The sequence below is a fragment of the Prevotella sp. TF12-30 genome (assembly GCF_003436715.1).
In the GTDB taxonomy this organism is placed as follows: domain Bacteria; phylum Bacteroidota; class Bacteroidia; order Bacteroidales; family Bacteroidaceae; genus Prevotella; species Prevotella copri_A.
The window spans coordinates 29465-47710 of record NZ_QSQJ01000023.1; the positions used below are offsets into that span (position 1 = coordinate 29465).

14 protein-coding genes are annotated in these 18246 nt (G+C 48.5%); 13 read left to right on the top strand and 1 reads right to left on the bottom strand.

Annotation, left to right across the window (positions count from 1 at the left end):
* Positions 1-47: 47 nt before the first annotated feature.
* From DXD25_RS09850 to DXD25_RS09870, 5 genes are all read left to right on the top strand, one after another.
* Positions 48-1301, top strand: coding sequence for a folylpolyglutamate synthase/dihydrofolate synthase family protein (locus DXD25_RS09850; protein WP_117663345.1), 1254 nt, complete (start codon positions 48-50; stop codon positions 1299-1301).
* Between the two features lie 122 nt (positions 1302-1423).
* A complete protein-coding gene (locus DXD25_RS09855) occupies positions 1424-2509 on the top strand; it encodes an aldose epimerase family protein (protein ID WP_370453415.1) in 1086 nt (361 codons plus the stop codon).
* A 133-nt stretch (positions 2510-2642) separates the two neighbouring features.
* Complete coding sequence (locus tag DXD25_RS09860; RefSeq protein ID WP_117663347.1) at positions 2643-3989, top strand: MFS transporter; 1347 nt, start codon at positions 2643-2645, stop codon at positions 3987-3989.
* Positions 3990-4092: 103 nt separating this feature from the next.
* On the top strand, positions 4093-5253 hold the full coding sequence (galK, locus tag DXD25_RS09865; protein ID WP_117663348.1) for a galactokinase: 1161 nt from the start codon (positions 4093-4095) through the stop codon (positions 5251-5253).
* Positions 5254-5823: 570 nt separating this feature from the next.
* Positions 5824-7011, top strand: coding sequence for an aldose epimerase family protein (locus DXD25_RS09870; protein WP_117663349.1), 1188 nt, complete (start codon positions 5824-5826; stop codon positions 7009-7011).
* Here the strand turns inward: DXD25_RS09870 and DXD25_RS17465 are convergent.
* On the bottom strand, positions 6987-7109 hold the full coding sequence (locus DXD25_RS17465; protein ID WP_255415691.1) for a hypothetical protein: 123 nt from the start codon (positions 7107-7109) through the stop codon (positions 6987-6989). The genes DXD25_RS09870 and DXD25_RS17465 overlap by 25 nt on opposite strands.
* 54 nt (positions 7110-7163) lie before the next feature.
* Between DXD25_RS17465 and DXD25_RS09875 the strand changes: the two genes are divergently transcribed.
* The 8 genes from DXD25_RS09875 (at position 7164) to DXD25_RS09910 (ending at position 18146) form a co-directional block, all read left to right on the top strand.
* Complete coding sequence (locus DXD25_RS09875) at positions 7164-8888, top strand: sodium:solute symporter (RefSeq protein WP_117663350.1); 1725 nt, start codon at positions 7164-7166, stop codon at positions 8886-8888.
* Positions 8889-9047: 159 nt separating this feature from the next.
* Positions 9048-9728 (top strand): NUDIX domain-containing protein, encoded by a 681-nt coding sequence (locus DXD25_RS09880; RefSeq protein WP_117663351.1) that lies wholly within the window; start codon positions 9048-9050, stop codon positions 9726-9728.
* Positions 9729-9795: 67 nt separating this feature from the next.
* Positions 9796-10494 carry an L-ribulose-5-phosphate 4-epimerase gene (locus DXD25_RS09885; protein WP_006846778.1) on the top strand — a complete coding sequence of 233 codons (699 nt, stop codon included), beginning with the start codon at positions 9796-9798 and terminating at the stop codon, positions 10492-10494.
* Between the two features lie 77 nt (positions 10495-10571).
* Positions 10572-12113: an L-arabinose isomerase gene (gene araA / locus DXD25_RS09890; RefSeq protein WP_117663352.1), complete on the top strand. Its 1542-nt coding sequence runs from the start codon at positions 10572-10574 to the stop codon at positions 12111-12113.
* Positions 12114-12132: 19 nt separating this feature from the next.
* A complete protein-coding gene (locus tag DXD25_RS09895) occupies positions 12133-13725 on the top strand; it encodes a xylulokinase (protein ID WP_117663353.1) in 1593 nt (530 codons plus the stop codon).
* 111 nt (positions 13726-13836) lie between these two features.
* Positions 13837-15411: an alpha-N-arabinofuranosidase gene (locus tag DXD25_RS09900; RefSeq protein ID WP_117663354.1), complete on the top strand. Its 1575-nt coding sequence runs from the start codon at positions 13837-13839 to the stop codon at positions 15409-15411.
* 112 nt (positions 15412-15523) lie between these two features.
* Positions 15524-17545 (top strand): transketolase, encoded by a 2022-nt coding sequence (locus tag DXD25_RS09905; RefSeq protein ID WP_117663366.1) that lies wholly within the window; start codon positions 15524-15526, stop codon positions 17543-17545.
* A 157-nt stretch (positions 17546-17702) separates the two neighbouring features.
* On the top strand, positions 17703-18146 hold the full coding sequence (locus DXD25_RS09910; RefSeq protein WP_117663355.1) for an RpiB/LacA/LacB family sugar-phosphate isomerase: 444 nt from the start codon (positions 17703-17705) through the stop codon (positions 18144-18146).
* The last annotated feature ends 100 nt before the right edge of the window (positions 18147-18246 follow it).

The window sequence follows — 18246 nt, forward strand, 5'->3', positions numbered from 1 at the left end:
GGGATTGCCTCTTTTTGTTTATACACATTATTATATATATAGAGAAAATGAATTATCAAGAAACAACAGAATATCTCTTCAATAGTACTCCTGTCTTTGAGAAAATCGGAGCGAAGGCTTACAAGCCAGGCTTGCAGACGACATTCGCCCTGGATGAACACTTTGGTCATCCTCATCAGAAGTACAAGACCATTCACATTGCCGGAACCAACGGCAAAGGATCCAGCTCCCATACCCTTGCTGCCATTCTCCAAAGTCAGGGTTACAAGGTAGGCCTCTACACTTCTCCCCATCTGGTAGATTTCAGAGAACGTATCCGAGTGAACGGCGAATGCGTTCCGGAGCAGTATGTCATTGATTTCGTTGAAGAGAACCGTGCTTTCTTCGAACCACTTCATCCATCCTTCTTTGAACTCACCACTGCCATGGCACTGAAATACTTCGCAGAGCAGAAGGTGGATTATGCAGTCATCGAAGTGGGACTGGGCGGAAGACTCGACTGCACCAACATCATCACCCCAATCCTTTCCATCATCACCAACATCAGCTTCGACCACACCCAGTTCCTGGGCAACACCCTTGCCGAGATTGCCGGTGAAAAGGCAGGAATCATCAAGCCTGGCGTTCCGGTAGTCATTGGAGAATACCTCCCGGAAACCCGACCTGTATTCGAGAACAAGGCGAAGGCTGAGAATGCTCCTATCCTCTTTGCCCAGGACTTCGACGCAGATCATCTGGAAAACAGCGAAACCTGCGATGTGGACATGGAACTCAAAGGTTCCTATCAGGAGCGCAACAAGAAGACAATCCTGACTGCACTTCATATACTGCGCCAGAAACTCGCCATCAGTGATGAAGCCATCCGTGAAGGATTCGCCCACGTATGCGAACTGACTGGTCTGCGCGGAAGATGGGAAAAGCTCAATGATGCTCCCCTCACCATCTGCGATACGGGCCATAATCTCGCCGGCTGGAACTACCTTGCACCGCAGATCAACTCCGTAAAAGCCGAGACCAAGCACATCGTTTTCGGCATGGTGGATGACAAAGATGTGGTGCACGTATTACAACTATTGAAGGAAATGCTGGAAAACCGGGTAAAATACTACTGGACGCAGCCTTCTACCAAAAGAGCCATCCCTGTAGAGAAACTGAGCGAACTTGCATTAAAGCTTGGCTTACACGGAAGTCTATATCATTCTGTAAAAGAAGCATATAACGCTGCTCTAAAAAATGCAGGAAAAGACGATTTTGTCTTCGTTGGCGGTTCAAGTTATGTAGTGGCAGATTTGCTCTCCTGAAAATTTTTAGTTTTTTTAAATCAAATAATTGCTAAATAATTTGTCACATTCATTTTTTTTTAGTTACTTTGCAGTAGATTACTTTAGAACATAAAGTAGAGTAACTAAAAAAATGACATATTATGAATACAGAACCAGTTAACAAGTGTGGTTTGAAAAGAGAAGATTTTCAGACCACAGTACAGGGAAAGAAGACTGATCTCTTCGTGTTGAGAAACAATCAGGGCAACGAGGTTGCTGTGACGAACTACGGTGGTGCTGTTGTAGCTATCATGATGCCAGACAAGGACGGCAACTATGCCAACCTCGTTCAGGGTCACGACAACATCCAGGACGTCATCAACTCACCTGAGCCTTTCTTGAGCACGCTCATCGGTCGATACGGTAACCGTATTAAGGAGGGTAAGTTTACTCTTCATGGCAAGGAGTATCAGTTAGCATGCAACAATGGCAAGAACCACTTGCATGGAGGTCCTACTGGATTCCACGCACATGTTTGGGATGCTACTCGCATGAGCGACAACGCAGTTGTCCTGAAGTACACCAGCCCATACGGCGAGGAAGGTTTCTCAGGTGAATTGACTGTCTGGGTGGCTTATACCTTGACAGACGACAACGAGTTCGTCATCAAGTATCAGGCAACCACCAACAAGATGACCATCTGCAACCTCACTCACCATGCGTTCTTCTCAATCCAGGGCATTGCTAACCCTACCCCAACAGTTGACAACATCATCTGTCAGGTTAACGCAGACTACTATCTTCCTATAGATGAGACATCTATCCCTACAGGTGAGATCTTGAAGGTAGAGGGTACTCCATTCGATTTCCGCACTCCAAAGCCAATCGGACAGGACATCGATGCAGATGATGAGCAGATTAAGAATGGTTCTGGTTACGACCATAACTATGTATTGAACAAGAAGGAAGAGGGCGAGTTGAGCTTTGCTGCTCGCATCAAGGATCCTGTAAGCTGCCGCACCATGGAGGTTTACACCACAGAGCCAGGTCTGCAGATGTACACAGGTAACTTCCTGGCAGACTTCAAGGGTCAGCATGGTGCAACCTTCCCACGCCGCAGCGCAGTATGCTTCGAGGCACAGAAGTTCCCAGACACACCTAACCACCCTTACTTCCCAAGCTGCAGATTGTGTCCAGGTGAGACCTACTCCCAGAAGACCATCTACAAGTTTGGTGTAGAGAAATAGGATAAATCACTAATAATCAGATAGGAGTTGCTGCCTCTGAAAGAGAACTTCGAGGCAGCCACTCCTTTTTGCGGTAAAATTCTGACTAGAATAAACATTAAATAATAACAATATCAACTATCAAGTTTAAACAATGGAACAAAACAATGGAAACAACAACGGTCGTGTCATTGCAATCATCACGATGTGTTTTATCTTTGCAATGATCTCGTTCGTAACTAACATGGGAGCACCTTTTGGCAACATCTGGGGCTTCAAGTACTCTTGGGCAGCCATGATGGGTAACTTCATGAACTTCGCCGCTTACCTCTTTATGGGTATTCCTGCAGGTAAGATGATCGAAAACAAGGGTTACAAGAAAACAGCTCTCATCGCACTTGCAGTCGGTACAATCGGTTTGATGATCCAGTACTTATCAAGCATCTTCGGTGACGACATCCCAGTATTCACACTCAGCTCTGGCGCAGTTTGCCTCAACCTCATCATTTATCTGTTGGGTGCATTCATCTGCGGTTTCTGCGTATGTATGCTTAACACGGTGGTAAACCCAATGTTGAACTTGCTCGGTGGCGGTGGTAACCGTGGTAACCAGCTCATTCAGATTGGTGGTACATTGAACTCATTGAGTGGTACTCTTACCCCATTGCTGGCAGGTGTGCTCGTAGGTACTGTTACAGCCAACACCAGTATGAGCGACGTTGCTCCTCTCCTCTTCATCGGTATGGCAGTATTCATCGCAGCCTTCTTCATCATCTGGTTCGTAGCTATTCCTGAGCCAAACATCAAGAAGGAAAACGTGCAGTACGACCACAGTCCTTGGTCTTTCCGTCACTGCGTACTCGGTGTCATCGGTATCTTCTTCTATGTAGGTGTTGAGATTGGTATTCCTGCTCAGCTTATCTTCTACATCAGTAGCATGGACTTCACAGGTGCAGCTTCTGTAGGTGGTGCTTTCGCAGCGGTTTACTGGTTGCTTATGATGTGCGGCCGATTCCTCAGCTCATTCATCAGCGGTGCCGTTTCTACCAAGACACAGATGACAGTAGTATCAACAGTAGCTATCCTCCTGTTGCTCACAGCCATCTTCTTGCCAGAGGCAAACACATTGAACTTCTCTTTGGCAGGTGATTCAGAGATTGCAAGCCTTCTCAAGCTCGACGACCACGGTACTGGCATTGTAGCATTTACAATTCCTACCAAGTGTGTGCTCATCGCCATCTGCGGTTTGTGTACTTCTATCATGTGGGGTGGAATCTTCAACCTTGCTGTTGAGGGTCTTGGCAAATACACTGCTCAGGCATCTGGTATCTTCATGATGATGGTAGTTGGTGGTGGTGTAATGCCTCTCATCCAGGATGCAGTTGCTAAGGCTGCTGGCCCTATCGCATCTTACTGGGTTATCATCGCCATGATCGCATACATTCTTTTCTATGCGCTCGCAGGTTGCAAGAATGTCAACAAGGACATCCCTGTAGAGTAAATTCCGGAAAAATCTATTCCCGGGTGAAGCAAAACTTGATTTATCCGGGAATAACTAGTTTATAATCAAATCTTTAACAATAACTTTTTAAACAACAACTATTATGGATATCGAAAAAGTAAGAAGCCGTTTCATCAAGCACTTTGATGGCAAAACAGGTAACATCTATATGTCACCAGGTCGTATTAACCTGATTGGCGAGCACACAGATTATAATGGTGGATTCGTATTCCCAGGTGCAGTAGATAAGGGTATTATGGCAGAGATCCGTCCTAACGGAACAGAGACAGTGATGCTCTACTCTATCGACCTGAAGGACCGTGTAGAGTTCAAGGTAAACGACCCAGAGGGTCCTCGCGCATCATGGGCACGCTACATCTACGGTATCTGCCAGGAGATGAAGGCCCTGGGTGTTGATGTAAAGGGCTTCAATGCTGCATTCTATGGCGACGTGCCTCTCGGTGCAGGTATGTCTTCTTCTGCTGCTCTTGAGAGCTGCTTCGCTTTCGCTTTGAACGATCTCTTCGGTGACAACAAGGTTTCTAAGTGGGATCTCGTTCTCGCTGGCCAGGCTACTGAGCACAAGTACGTAGGTGTAAACTGCGGTATTATGGACCAGTTTGCTTCTGTATTCGGCAAGGAGGGCAAGTTGATGCGTCTCGACTGCAACAGCCGTGAGTTCGAGTACTTCCCATTCGAGCCTAAGGGTTACAAGCTCTGCCTGGTTAACTCTAAGGTTAAGCACGAGTTGGCTGGTTCTCCATACAACGACCGCCGCAACTCTTGCGAGAACGTGGTTAAGCACATCGCTGCCAAGCACCCAGAGGCTAAGTTCGAGACTCTCCGCGATTGCACATGGGAGCAGTTGGAAGAGGTTCGCGCTGAGGTAGGCGAAGAGGATTACAGCCGCGCTCACTTCGTATTGGGCGAGAAGGACCGCGTATTGGCAGTCTGCGATGCTCTTCAGAAGGGTGACTACGAGACTGTAGGTCAGAAGATGTATGAGACTCACCACGGTTTGAGCAAGGAATACGAGGTAAGCTGCGAGGAGCTCGACTTCTTGAATGAGGTTGCCAAGGAGAACGGTGTTACCGGTAGCCGTATCATGGGTGGTGGCTTCGGTGGCTGCACCATCAACTTGGTTAAGGACGATATCTACGACAAGTTCGTTGAGGATGTTACAGCTAAGTTCACAGCTAAGTATGGTCACGCACCTGAGGTTTACCCAGTAGTTATCTCTGAGGGTTCTCACAAGGTTTGCTAATAGATACACATTATTATAATATAAAGGAACTGCAGTTGGTGTTTGCCAGCTGCAGTTTTTTCGTTATAAGATATTGTCCTGACTTGAAAGCTTTTGCCCTTTCAGGGCGACAGGCTTGCATCCACAGTAACCCAGGGCGTTGCCCTGGGCTAGGAGCTTCTGCCCTTTCAAGGGCGTCTGATCCTGGAGCTTTTGGGCGGAAATCAACCATTGATTGAAAAATGAAAATGACCGAAAATGACCTTGACCGGAAATGACCGGAAAAGCTTAATGACACTTAATGACCCAGACCTTAATGACACGACCGAATCATAAACTAACCCAATCATAAAACGAACCCATCATAAAACGAATCTTTGATAAAATTCCACATCTTTACACTACTCCATCATAAAACACAGAAAAAGACAAAAAACACGGGAAAAAGAGCAGAAAAGAGGGGGCTTTGATGCAAATAGTGTTAAAAACACACTATAGAAGAAAAAAAGTTTGGGAAAAGTATTGTGGTTTCAAAATAAAATTGTAATTTTACACCCAAAATTAGTAAACAACATTAAAAGCAACCTAGAAATGAACAACGTAAAGAACCTTTTTATGGGAGTTGGTTTCGCAGCAGTCGCTACCCTCTCAGCATGTTCTTCAAGCAGCAATGCTAGTTTAACACAGTCAGGCTTGAATCCAGCAGACTTCGATTCTACTGTTTTGGGCAAGAAGACTGAGTTAGTTACCCTCAAGAATGCCAACGGCATGGAGGTTTGCCTCACCAACTATGGTGGTCGTGTAGTTTCCATCTCTGTCCCTGACAAGGATGGCAAGCCTACAGATGTAGTGCTCGGCTACGACAACATCCACCAGTATGCAGACACACTCAACTCTCCTTCTGATTACGGATCATCAGTTGGCCGTTACGCCAATCGTATCAAGGACTCCAAGTTGACTCTTGCAGGCAAAACATATAATCTGAAGCCAAACGACAATGGCAACTGTCTTCACGGTGGTGGTGCTACCGGTTGGTTGAACCAGGTTTACGACATTACAGAGAAGAATGATTCTTCTGTAACCTTCACTATCCACGCAAAAGATGGCGAGAATGGTTTCCCTGGCAATGTTACTGCAACAGCAAAATATACGGTAAAGAGCAACAATACACTCGACATCGAGTTTGGTGCTACAACCGATAAGGAGACCGTGGTTAATATGACCAACCACAGTTACTTCAACTTGAATGGCGATCCTTCTAAGGAAGGTTTCGACCAGGTAATGTACATCAATGCTGATAAGTTCACACCTGCAGATTCACTCTATATTCCAACAGGTGAAATCAAGGACGTAGAAGGAACTCCAATGGACTTCCGCACTCCTACCGAGATTGGCAAGAAGGTAGATTACAGCTTCGACCAGATCAAGAACGCTACAGGTTACGACCACAACTGGTGTCTGAACACCTATAAGGATGGCAAGGGCGACGACAAGACCGTCTGCGCAAGCCTCTACTCTCCAAAGAGCGGAATCCTCCTTGAAGTCTTCACCAATGAGCCAGGAATCCAGGTTTATACAGGTAACTTCCAGGGCACAGGTATTGCCTGCAAGCATGGAATCAAGTATCCTAAGCACGTGAGCGTCTGCTTCGAGAGCCAGAAGTATCCAGATTCACCTACCAAGATAGCCCAGGGCGTAAAGGGATGGACAGATGCAACCTTGAAGCCAGGAGAGAAATACTACTCTCACCTCGCTTACAAGTTCAGCGTTAAGAAGTAAGGAATGGCTATGCGGCGGATTGCAAATCCACCGAGACCCAAGTAAGGAATGGCAAAGCGGCGGATTACAAATCCGCCGAACTCCATAGGATTAAGCATCCTATAAAAGAAAGAATAAACAATAATAAATAAACAAACGATCTTATAGTAATTATGAATTGGAATTCAACAGAATTCGTATGGCTTGATTGGACAGTACTCGCCATTGGTGTAATCGGCGTTATCTGGGCAGTCTGGCATGCGATTGTGAAAGACAGAAAGGCTCAGAAGGGCGAAGACTCTTCTGCTTACCTCTTCGGTAAGGGCGAGCCATGGTATGTAATCGGTATGGCTATCTTCGCAGCCAACATCGGTTCAGAGCACCTTGTGGGTCTTGCTGGTACTGGCGCTAAGAGCGGTGTAGGTATGGCTCACTGGGAGATGCAGGGTTGGATGATCCTCATCCTCGGTTGGTTGTTCGTACCTTTCTATCAGTTGCTCATCAACAAGATGGGTAAGATCATCACCATGCCAGACTTCCTGAAGTTCCGCTACACTCAGCGCACAGGTTCATGGCTCTCAATCATCACACTCGTAGCTTACATCCTCACCAAGGTGAGCGTTACTGCACTTACAGGTGGTATTTTCTTCGAGTATCTCTGGGGCTTGAACTTCTGGGTAGGTGCTATCGGTTTGATCATCCTCACCACCATCTTCACCGTATTCGGTGGTATGAAGGGTGTAATGACCTTGTCAACCATCCAGACTCCTATTCTCGTCATCGGTTCATTCCTCGTGCTCTTCCTCGGTCTCTCTACCCTCGGCGGTGGAAGCATCTCTGCAGGTTGGGCAGATATGATGGACTACTGCGGCAAGTTGAACAACGGCTACGGTACAACCCACATGTTCCACTGGGAGGCAGGTGACTCAATGTATCAGGAGTATCCAGGTTTCGTAGTATTCATCGGTGCAACCATCATTGGTTTCTGGTACTGGTGTACTGACCAGCACATCGTTCAGCGTGTACTCGGTCAGGTTCCTGGCGAAAGCAACGTAGAGGTAATGAAGCGTGCCCGCCGCGGTACTATCGCTGCCGGTTTCTTTAAGGTTCTCCCTTGCTTCATGTTCCTCATTCCAGGTATGATTGCAGCAGCTTTGGCTCAGAAGGGCGCAATCCAGATGAACGAGACTGATGCAGCCTTCGCCATCATGGTAAAGACCGTACTTCCTGCAGGTATCAAGGGAATCGTAACCATCGGTTTCATCTGCGCACTCGTTGCTTCATTGGCAGCATTCTTCAACAGCTGTGCTACCCTCTTCACCGAGGACTTCTACAAGCCATTGAAGAAGGGAATGTCTGAGGCTCACTACGTACTCGTTGGCCGTATCGCTACCGTAGTAGTTGTAGTTCTCGGTTTTGCCTGGTTGCCAATCATGATGAAGATGGACACCCTTTACAACTACCTCCAGGGAATCCAGTCACTCCTGGCTCCAGCCATGGTAGCAGTATTTGCGATGGGTATTTTCTTCAAGAAGATTACTCCAAAGGCAGGCGAATACACCATGATTACCGGTTTCCTCATCGGTATGCTCCGCCTCGTTACCAACGTCATTACTGATACAGGTAAGGCAACAATGGATGGTGCGTTCTGGGATTACACAGCATGGTTCTGGCAGACCAACTGGCTCGTGTTCGAGTGCTGGCTGCTCGTCTTCCTCATCATCTTCATGGTAGTAGTGAGCTGCTTCACTCCAGCCCCAAGCAAGGAGCAGGTAGAGGCAATCACCTTCACATCCGACTTCAAGAAGTCTATCCGTGAGAGCTGGGGTGCGTTCGATATCATTGGTACAATCGTAGTAATCGGCCTCTGCGCTGCATTCTACGCTTACTTCTGGTAAAATATAGAAAAAGTTAGGAGTTAGAAGCTGAAAGGATGGAATTTTCCTTTAGTGTGTAATAGTTAGCAGGTTCCTTTCTTCTCCTTCTGACTCCCAACTTCCCTAAAAAAAACTATCAATCAAATTCATTGAATCTTAACATCAAAAATCAACACGACCATGACGCAGTTTTATAATGAATACTCCAAAGTTCTGGTTTCCGTGGACTGCATTATCTTCGGATTTAACGGCAACAACCTTCAAGTTCTGATAGGCAAACGTAAAATGGACCCGGGACGCGGCGAATGGTCACTCTATGGTGGTTTCGTTGGAGCCAACGAAAATCTAGAGGACGCTGCAAACAGAGTCATCCTGGATCTTACTGGAATGAAGAACCTCTATATTAGACAAGTGGGTGCGTTCGGCCGAATCGACCGTGACCCAGGTGAGCGAGTCATCTCCATCGCCTATTGCGCCCTCATCAATGTGGTAGATTACGATGATAGTCTCCGCATCGAGCACGGCCTGGAATGGGTAAGTCTGAACGAACTTCCAGAACTCTATTCCGACCACCGCACCATGATTCACGACGCCATCTGTCAGATCCGCCGTCGCATCAATCATGAGCCACTGAGCTTCAAGCTCCTCCCCGACCTCTTTACGCTGACTCAGCTTCAGCACGTGTTCGAGGCTGTGATGGGAGAAGAGATTGACAAGCGCAACTTCCGCAAGCGCGTGAAGGATATTGACTTTATCGAGAAGACAGAACTCATCGACAAGGTTACTTCGAAACGAGGCGCCGCCCTCTACCGCTTCAACAAGAAAGCATACGAGGAAGACCCATCGTTCAACTTGAAATAGAAAACAAACAGTTCCTTTGCTGAAGGAACTCCCAATATAGAAACAAATAACTTTAACGAAATATATTATGTTAGAAGAATTAAAAGAAAAAGTGTTCAAGGCAAACCTTGACCTGGTGAAGCACAACCTCGTGCTCTTTACATGGGGAAATGTAAGCGGAATCGACCGCGAGAAGGGTCTGGTTGTCATCAAGCCATCAGGTGTTGACTATGACACCATGAAGGCTAGCGACATGGTGGTAGTTGACCTGGAGACCGGCAAGGTTGTTGAAGGCGACCTGAATCCATCTTCAGATACTCCTACCCACCTGGTTCTCTACCGTGCATTCCCAGAGTTGGGCGGCGTGGTTCACACCCACTCTACCTACGCTACAGCCTGGGCTCAGGCAGGATTGGACATCCCTAACATCGGTACTACTCACGCAGACTATTTCCACGACTGCATTCCTTGCACCGATGCAATGACAGAGGATATGATGGCTGAGTATGAGCACAATACAGGTGTAGTAATCGTTGACAGATTCAAGAAGGACAACATCAACCCGGTTCACACTCCAGGCGTACTGGTGAAGAACCACGGTCCTTTCACATGGGGTAAGGATGCTGACCAGGCAGTTTATCACGCAGTGGTAGCCGAGCAGGTGGCAAAGATGGCGTTCATCTCTTTCAGCGTGAATCCAAACACCACCATGAACCCATTGCTCGTAGAGAAGCACTTCAACCGCAAGCACGGTCCTAACGCTTACTACGGACAGAAGAAGCACTAATCTCCGAATGAGATTGATGCTGACAGAAGAAGTAAAAAAAAGATTTTCAATAACAACATTAAAAACAACAAACAATCATGATTAAAGCATTTGAGAATTTAGAGGTATGGTTTGTAACTGGTGCACAGCTTCTTTACGGAGGCGAGACAGTTAAGATAGTAGATGGTCACTCAAAGGACATGGTAGATGGTCTGAACAACAGTGGCATCATCCCAATCAAGGTAGTTTACAAGGGCACAGCTAACTCTTCTGCAGAGGTAGAGGCTGTAATGAAGGCTGCCAACAACGACGCTAAGTGCGTCGGTATCATCACATGGATGCACACCTTCTCACCAGCTAAGATGTGGATCAAGGGCTTGCAGGCTCTCGAGAAGCCTCTCCTCCACTTCCACACTCAGTACAACGCAGAACTCCCTTGGGATTCTATCGACATGGACTTCATGAACCTCAACCAGTCAGCTCACGGTGACATCGAGTTCGGTCACATCTGCACCCGCATGCGCATCCCGAGAAAGGTAGTTGTAGGTTACTGGAAGAGCGAAGAGGCTCAGAAGCAGATTGCAACATGGGCTCGCGTAGCTGCAGGTGTTGCTGATGCTCACAACGTACGCTGCCTCATGTTCGGTATGAACATGAACAACGTAGCCGTAACAGATGGCGACCGCGTAGAGTTCGAGCAGCGTATGGGTTACCACGTAGATTACTACCCAGTATCTTCACTCATGGAGTACTTCAAGAAGGTAACTGATGCAGAGGCTGATGCTCTCGTTGAGGAGTACAAGAAGGAATATACCATCAAGATTGATGAGTCTGGTGAGGAAGTTTACTGGGAGAAGGTAAAGAACGCAGCTAAGGCAGAGATTGCTCTCCGTCGCGTATTGAAGGATGAGAATGCAGTAGCATTCACAACCAACTTCGATGACCTCGGCGATGCAGACATCGACGATCCTAACTTCTGCGGTTTCGACCAGATTCCTGGTTTGGCTTCACAGCGCCTGATGGCAGAGGGTTACGGTTTCGGTGCAGAGGGTGACTGGAAGACAGCTTGCCTCTACCGCACACTCTGGGTTATGAACCAGGGCTTGGAGAAGGGTTGCTCATTCCTCGAGGACTACACACTCAACTTCGCTGCCGACCGCACATCTAGCCTCCAGAGCCACATGCTCGAGGTTTGCCCATTGATCGCTACAGACAAGCCAAAGCTCGAGGTTCACTTCCTCGGCATCGGTATCCGTAAGCAGCAGACAGCTCGCCTCGTATTCACATCTAAGACCGGCAAGGGTGTAAAGGCAACAGTAGTTGACCTCGGCAACCGTTTCCGTCTCATCGCAAGTGAGGTAGAGTGCATCGAGCCAAAGGCAATGCCTAAGCTCCCTGTAGCTTCAGCTCTCTGGGTTCCACAGCCAACCTTCGAGATTGGTGCAGGTGCCTGGATCCTTGCTGGTGGTACTCACCACAGTGCATTCTCTTACGACATCACTGCTGAGTACTGGGAGGACTTCTGCGAGATTCTGGGTATTGAGTTCGTCAACATCGACAAGAACACAACTATCAGCAGCTTCAAGCAGCAGCTCCGCAACAACGAGATTTATTACATGCTCAACAAGGCATTGCGATAATTTTTAATATATATAAGAAATGAGCGCAAAAACTATTATAGAATCAGGTAAGGCCATTCTCGGTATCGAGTTTGGCTCTACCCGAATCAAGGCTGTCTTGATTGACACCGACAACAACCCTATCGCACAGGGTAGCTTTGAGTGGGAAAACCAGTTGGTTGATGGCCTCTGGACTTACAGCATCGACACCATCTGGAAGGGTTTGCAGGATTGCTACGCCGACCTCCGCAAGAACGTGAAGGCAGAGTACGACTGCGAAATCAAGCAGTTGGCTGCCATCGGTATCTCTGCGATGATGCACGGCTACATGGCTTTCGGCAAGGATGAGAACATCCTCGTTCCTTTCCGCACCTGGCGCAATACCAACACCGCCCAGGCAGCCGCCGAGCTTTCAGAGCTCTTCCACTTCAACATCCCATTGCGTTGGAGTATCTCTCACGTTTACCAGGCTATCCTGAACGGTGAGGAGCACATCAACAAGATTGACTTCCTCACCACGCTCGCCGGTTACATTCACTGGCAGCTCACAGGCAAGAAGGTTCTGGGCGTAGGCGACGCATCAGGTATGCTCCCTATCGATTCCAACACCAACAACTACGATGCTGAGATGGTGGCTAAGTTCGACAAGCTCATCGAGCCTAAGAACCTGGGCTGGAAGATTCTCGACATTCTCCCAGAGGTTTTGAACGCAGGTGAAGACGCAGGCGTTCTGACCGAGGAAGGTGCGAAGAAGCTCGACCCATCTGGCACACTCCAGGCTGGTGCTCCTCTCTGTCCTCCAGAGGGCGATGCTGGTACGGGCATGGTAGCTACCAACGCCGTACGTCAGCGCACCGGTAACGTAAGTGCAGGTACTTCTTCTTTCTCAATGATTGTATTGGAGAAAGCCTTGAGCCAACCTTACGAAGTCATTGATATGGTGACAACTCCAGACGGCAGTCCTGTTGCCATGGTTCACTGCAACAACTGTACTTCCGACCTCAATGCATGGGTTGGCTTGTTCAAGCAGTACCAGGAGTTGCTCGGCGTTCCTGTAGATATGAACGAAGTGTTCGGCAAGCTCTACAACCACGCTCTCGAGGGCGATGCAGACTGCGGCGGACTGATTGCTTACAACTACATCTCTGGTGAGCCTGTAACAGGTCTTGCAGAAGGTCGCCCAATGTTCGTACGTTCTGCCAACGACCACTTCAACCTCGCCAATTTCATGCGCGCCAACCTCTACGCTTCAGTAGCCGTATTGAAGATTGGTAACGATGTATTGTTCAAGGATGAGAAGGTACAGGTGGACCGCATCACCGGTCATGGCGGTTTGTTCAAGACCAAGGGTGTAGGTCAGCGCATTCTTGCAGCAGCCATCAACTCCCCTATCTCTGTCATGGAGACTGCAGGCGAAGGTGGTGCATGGGGTATTGCCCTGCTCGCAGGCTACCTCGTCAACAATGCTGAGAAGCTGAGCCTGGCTGATTACCTCGACCAGAAGGTATTCGCCGGCAACACCGGTGTAGAAATCGCGCCTACAGCAGAAGACGTAGCAGGTTTCGACAAGTACATCGAAACCTACAAGGCTGGTCTTGCCATCGAGCAGGCAGCTGTAGCCAACAAGAAATAATCCCATCTTTTTCAGTACGTTTGTGGGGGGAATTGACCCTCACAAACGTACTATCAATAAATTTAAACTTCAATTTACCCCTATTCTTATAACAACACAAAACTTACAAACATGATGAATAAACTTTTCGCTGCTGCCCTCCTCTCTTCAGCAGTTGCATTCTCAGCCCAGGCTCAGGATGTAACAGGAACCATCCATGCGAGCCAGGGAACGCAGAAGATAAACCGTGAAATCTACGGACAGTTTGCCGAGCACCTCGGTAGCTGCATCTATGGTGGACTCTGGGTAGGTCCGGAGTCAAACATTCCTAACACCCAGGGTTACCGCAACGACGTGCTCCAAGCCCTCAAGGACCTCAAGGTTCCAGTTTTGAGATGGCCAGGAGGATGCTTCGCCGACGAGTACCACTGGATGGACGGAATCGGTCCGCGTGAGAATCGCCCTAAGATGCAGAACAACAACTGGGGAGGAACCATCGAGGACAACTCCTTCGGAACCCACGAGTTCCTGAATCTCTGCGAGATGCTGGGCTGCGAGCCTTACATCAGCGGTAACGTAGGTTCGGGAACGGTAGAGGAACTGGCTAAATGGGTAGAATACATGACCAGCGACGGCGATACTCCGATGGCAAAGCTCCGCCGAAAGAACGGACGCGACAAGGCATGGAAGGTGAAATACCTCGGAGTGGGCAACGAGAGCTGGGGATGCGGTGGAAACATGCGCCCAGAATACTACGCGGACCTCTTCCGCCGTTACTCCGTATATTGCCGCAACTATGATGGCAACGAACTCTACAAGATTGCATCAGGAGCCAGCGACTATGATTACAACTGGACCAAGGTGCTGATGGACCGTGTAGGTCACCGTGCCAACGGAATTTCCCTACATTATTATACAGTAACCGGATGGAGCGGAAGCAAGGGTTCGGCTACCAAGTTCAGCAACGACGACTACTACTGGACCATGGGCAAGTGCCTCGGCATTGAAGACGTAATCAAGAAGCACGAAGCCATCATGGACAAGGCTGACCCTAAGAAGCAGATCGGTCTGCTCGTAGATGAATGGGGAACCTGGTGGGATGAGGAACCAGGAACCATCAAGGGTCACCTCTATCAGCAGAACTGTATGCGCGATGCTTTCGTCGCAGCTCTCTCATTGAATGTCTTCCACCGTCACGCCGACCGCATCAAGATGGCAAACATCGCTCAGGTAGTGAACGTGCTCCAGTCTATGATCCTCACCGACACCAAGGGCACCGGTCACATGGTTCTCACTCCAACCTACCACGTGTTCAAGATGTACAAGGACTTCCAGGATGCAACCTATCTCCCTATGGACGTGAAGTGCGATTCTATGGATGTTCGTGGCGATGATCACGCCAAGGATGGCAGAAAGATTCCAGTGGTTTCTACATCAGCTGCCAAGAAGGCAGACGGCACCGTAGTGGTTTCACTCGCCAACGTAAGCCTCGACAAGGCTCAGGAGGTAGTGTTCAGCCTCGATGGACTGAAGGCTCCAAAGACAGTGGCAGGCGAGATCCTGACCTGCAAGAAGGTGAGCGATTTCAACGATTTCGAGCACCCGGATGTAGTGAAGCCAGCAACATTCAAGGATGCAAAATTGAAGAAAAACACCTTGAAAGTGAAAATTCCTGCAAAATCTATCGTAGTTTTGAAAATAAAATAGTACTTTTGTAGGGTAAATTGCTCATATCATCAGTCCTCTTCACGATAAGAGGCTGATGAGCAATCAGTTTCAGCAGAAAAACAATAACAACAACATTAAATACAATTGTATGATGAACGACATTAAAGTAATGAATCATGCAGCAGATAATATCCGTATCTTGGCTGCTTCAATGGTAGAAAAGGCAAACTCTGGTCACCCAGGTGGTGCTATGGGTGGTTCTGACTTCATCAACGTGCTCTTCTCTGAGTACCTGGTTTATGATCCAGCAGATCCAACATGGACTGGCCGCGACCGCTTCTTCCTCGACCCAGGTCACATGAGCCCAATGCTCTATGCAGGTTTGGCTTTGCGCGGTTTCTTCTCTATCGAAGACCTCAAGCAGTTCCGCCAGTGGGGTTCTGTAACTCCAGGTCACCCAGAGCTCGATCTTCAGCGTGGTATCGAGAACTCATCAGGTCCTCTCGGTCAGGGTCACGCCCTCGCAGCTGGTGCAGCTGTTGCTGAGAAGTTCCTTGAGGCACGTCTGGGTTCAACCATGATGCAGCACAAGATCTACGCATACATTTCTGATGGTGCTGTAGAGGAGGAAATCTCTCAGGGTGTTGGTCGTATCGCCGGCAACCTCGGTTTGAACAACCTCATCATGTTCTACGATTCCAACGACATCCAGCTCTCTACAGAGTGTGGCGTTGTAATGAACGAGGATACTGAGATGAAGTACAAGGCTTGGGGCTGGAATGTCATCAAGATCAACGGTAACGACGTGGCTCAGATTCGTGAGGCTCTCGATGCTGCCCAGAAGGAGCAGGATCGCCCTACCCTCATCATCGGTAAGACCGTTATGGGTAAGGGTGCTCTCCGCGCAGACGGCACAAGCTACGAGGCTTGCATCAATACTCACGGTGCTCCTCTCGGTGGCGACGCTTACGTTAATACCATCAAGCACCTCGGTGGTGATCCTGAGAATGCATTCGTTATCTTCGACGATGTAAAGGAGATCTACGCTAAGCGTGCTGAGGAGTTGAAGAAGATTGTTGCTGAGCGCAAGGCTGCAGAGGCTGAGTGGCGCAAGGCTAACCCAGAGAAGGCTGCTCAGATGGATGAGTGGTTCAGCGGCAAGGCTCCTAAGGTAGATTGGAGCAAGGTTGAGCAGAAGGCTGGTTCAGCTACACGTGCTGCTTCTGCTGCTTGTCTCGGTGTTTTGGCAGAGCAGGTTCCTAACATGATCTGTGCATCTGCTGACCTTTCTAACTCAGATAAGACAGATGGTTTCTTGAAGAAGACCAAGAGCATCGTTCGCGGTGACTTCTCAGGTGCTTTCTTCCAGGCAGGTGTTGCTGAGTTGACAATGGCTGATATGTGTATCGGTATGATGCTCCACGGTGGTGTAGTTGCAGCAATGGGTACATTCTTCGTATTCTCTGATTATATGAAGCCAGCTGTTCGTCTCGCTGCCCTGATGCAGGTTCCAGTTAAGTTCATCTGGACTCACGATGCATTCCGCGTTGGTGAGGACGGACCTACTCACGAGCCAGTTGAGCAGGAGGCACAGATCCGCCTGATGGAGAAGTTGAAGAACCACGCAGGCAAGGACAGCGTTCGCGTATTCCGTCCAGCTGATGCTGACGAGACTACTGTTTGCTGGAAGCTCGCTATGGAGAATGTTGAGACTCCTACAGCTTTGATCTTCTCTCGCCAGGGCATCGCTAAGTTGCCAGAGGGAACAGACTACGAGCAGGCTGCCAAGGGTGCTTACATCGTAGCAGGCAGCGACGAGAATCCAGACGTTATCCTCGTAGCAAGCGGTTCTGAGGTTTCTACATTGGAGGCTGGTTGCGAGGCTTTGCGTGCCGACGGCATCAAGGTTCGCGTGGTAAGTGCTCCATCAGAGGGCTTGTTCCGTGGTCAGAGCAAGGAATATCAGGAGAGCGTATTGCCAAAGAACGCTAAGATCTTCGGTATGACTGCTGGTCTTCCTGTAACACTCCAGGGTCTCGTAGGCGCTAATGGTAAGGTTTGGGGCATGGAGAGCTTCGGTTTCTCTGCTCCTTACAAGGTGCTCGATGAGAAGCTCGGCTACACAGGTGAGAACGTTTACAAGCAGGTAAAGGCTTTCTTGGCTGAAGCTTAATTAGCATAAACTAAACAGGAGTTGGAAGCTGGAGTTGGAGATTTTGCCGGATGGCAGATTTCCATTTCCGGCATCCGACTCCTTTCACTCTTTTAATATTAACCTTGTGAAGGATAAGGGTTTACCCCGGTTTCTTCACTTAAAAACTTAAAGTATTATGGAAGTAAAGACAGTTGGTATTGCATGCGACCATGCAGGTTTTCCATTGAAGCAGTTCGTATTGGAATATTTGGAGAAGAAGGGTTATCCTGTAAAGGATTACGGTACATACAGCGATGCGAGTGTTGACTATCCTGACTTCGGCCATGCGCTCGGCGAAGGCATTGAGAGCGGCGAGGTTTATCCAGGTATCGGCATTTGCGGCAGTGGCGAGGGAATCGCCATGACTTTGAACAAGCATCAGGGTGTACGTGCCGGTTTGGCATGGTGCAAGGAGATTGCTCATCTCGTTCGTCAGCACAATGATGCCAATGTATTGGTACTTCCAGGACGTTTCATCGACAATAAGACCGCCGAGGCTATCCTCGACGAGTTCTTCGCTACTACCTTCGAGGGTGGTCGCCATGAGCGCCGCGTCAAGAAGATTCCTCTCCAGAAGTAAGGAAGGAATTTAAGGAAAGGAGTTAAGGAGTTAAGAAGTTAAGAAGTTAAGGAGTTAAGACGAATGCCTAGTAGATTAAAAACTACGCCAAAAGACTGTT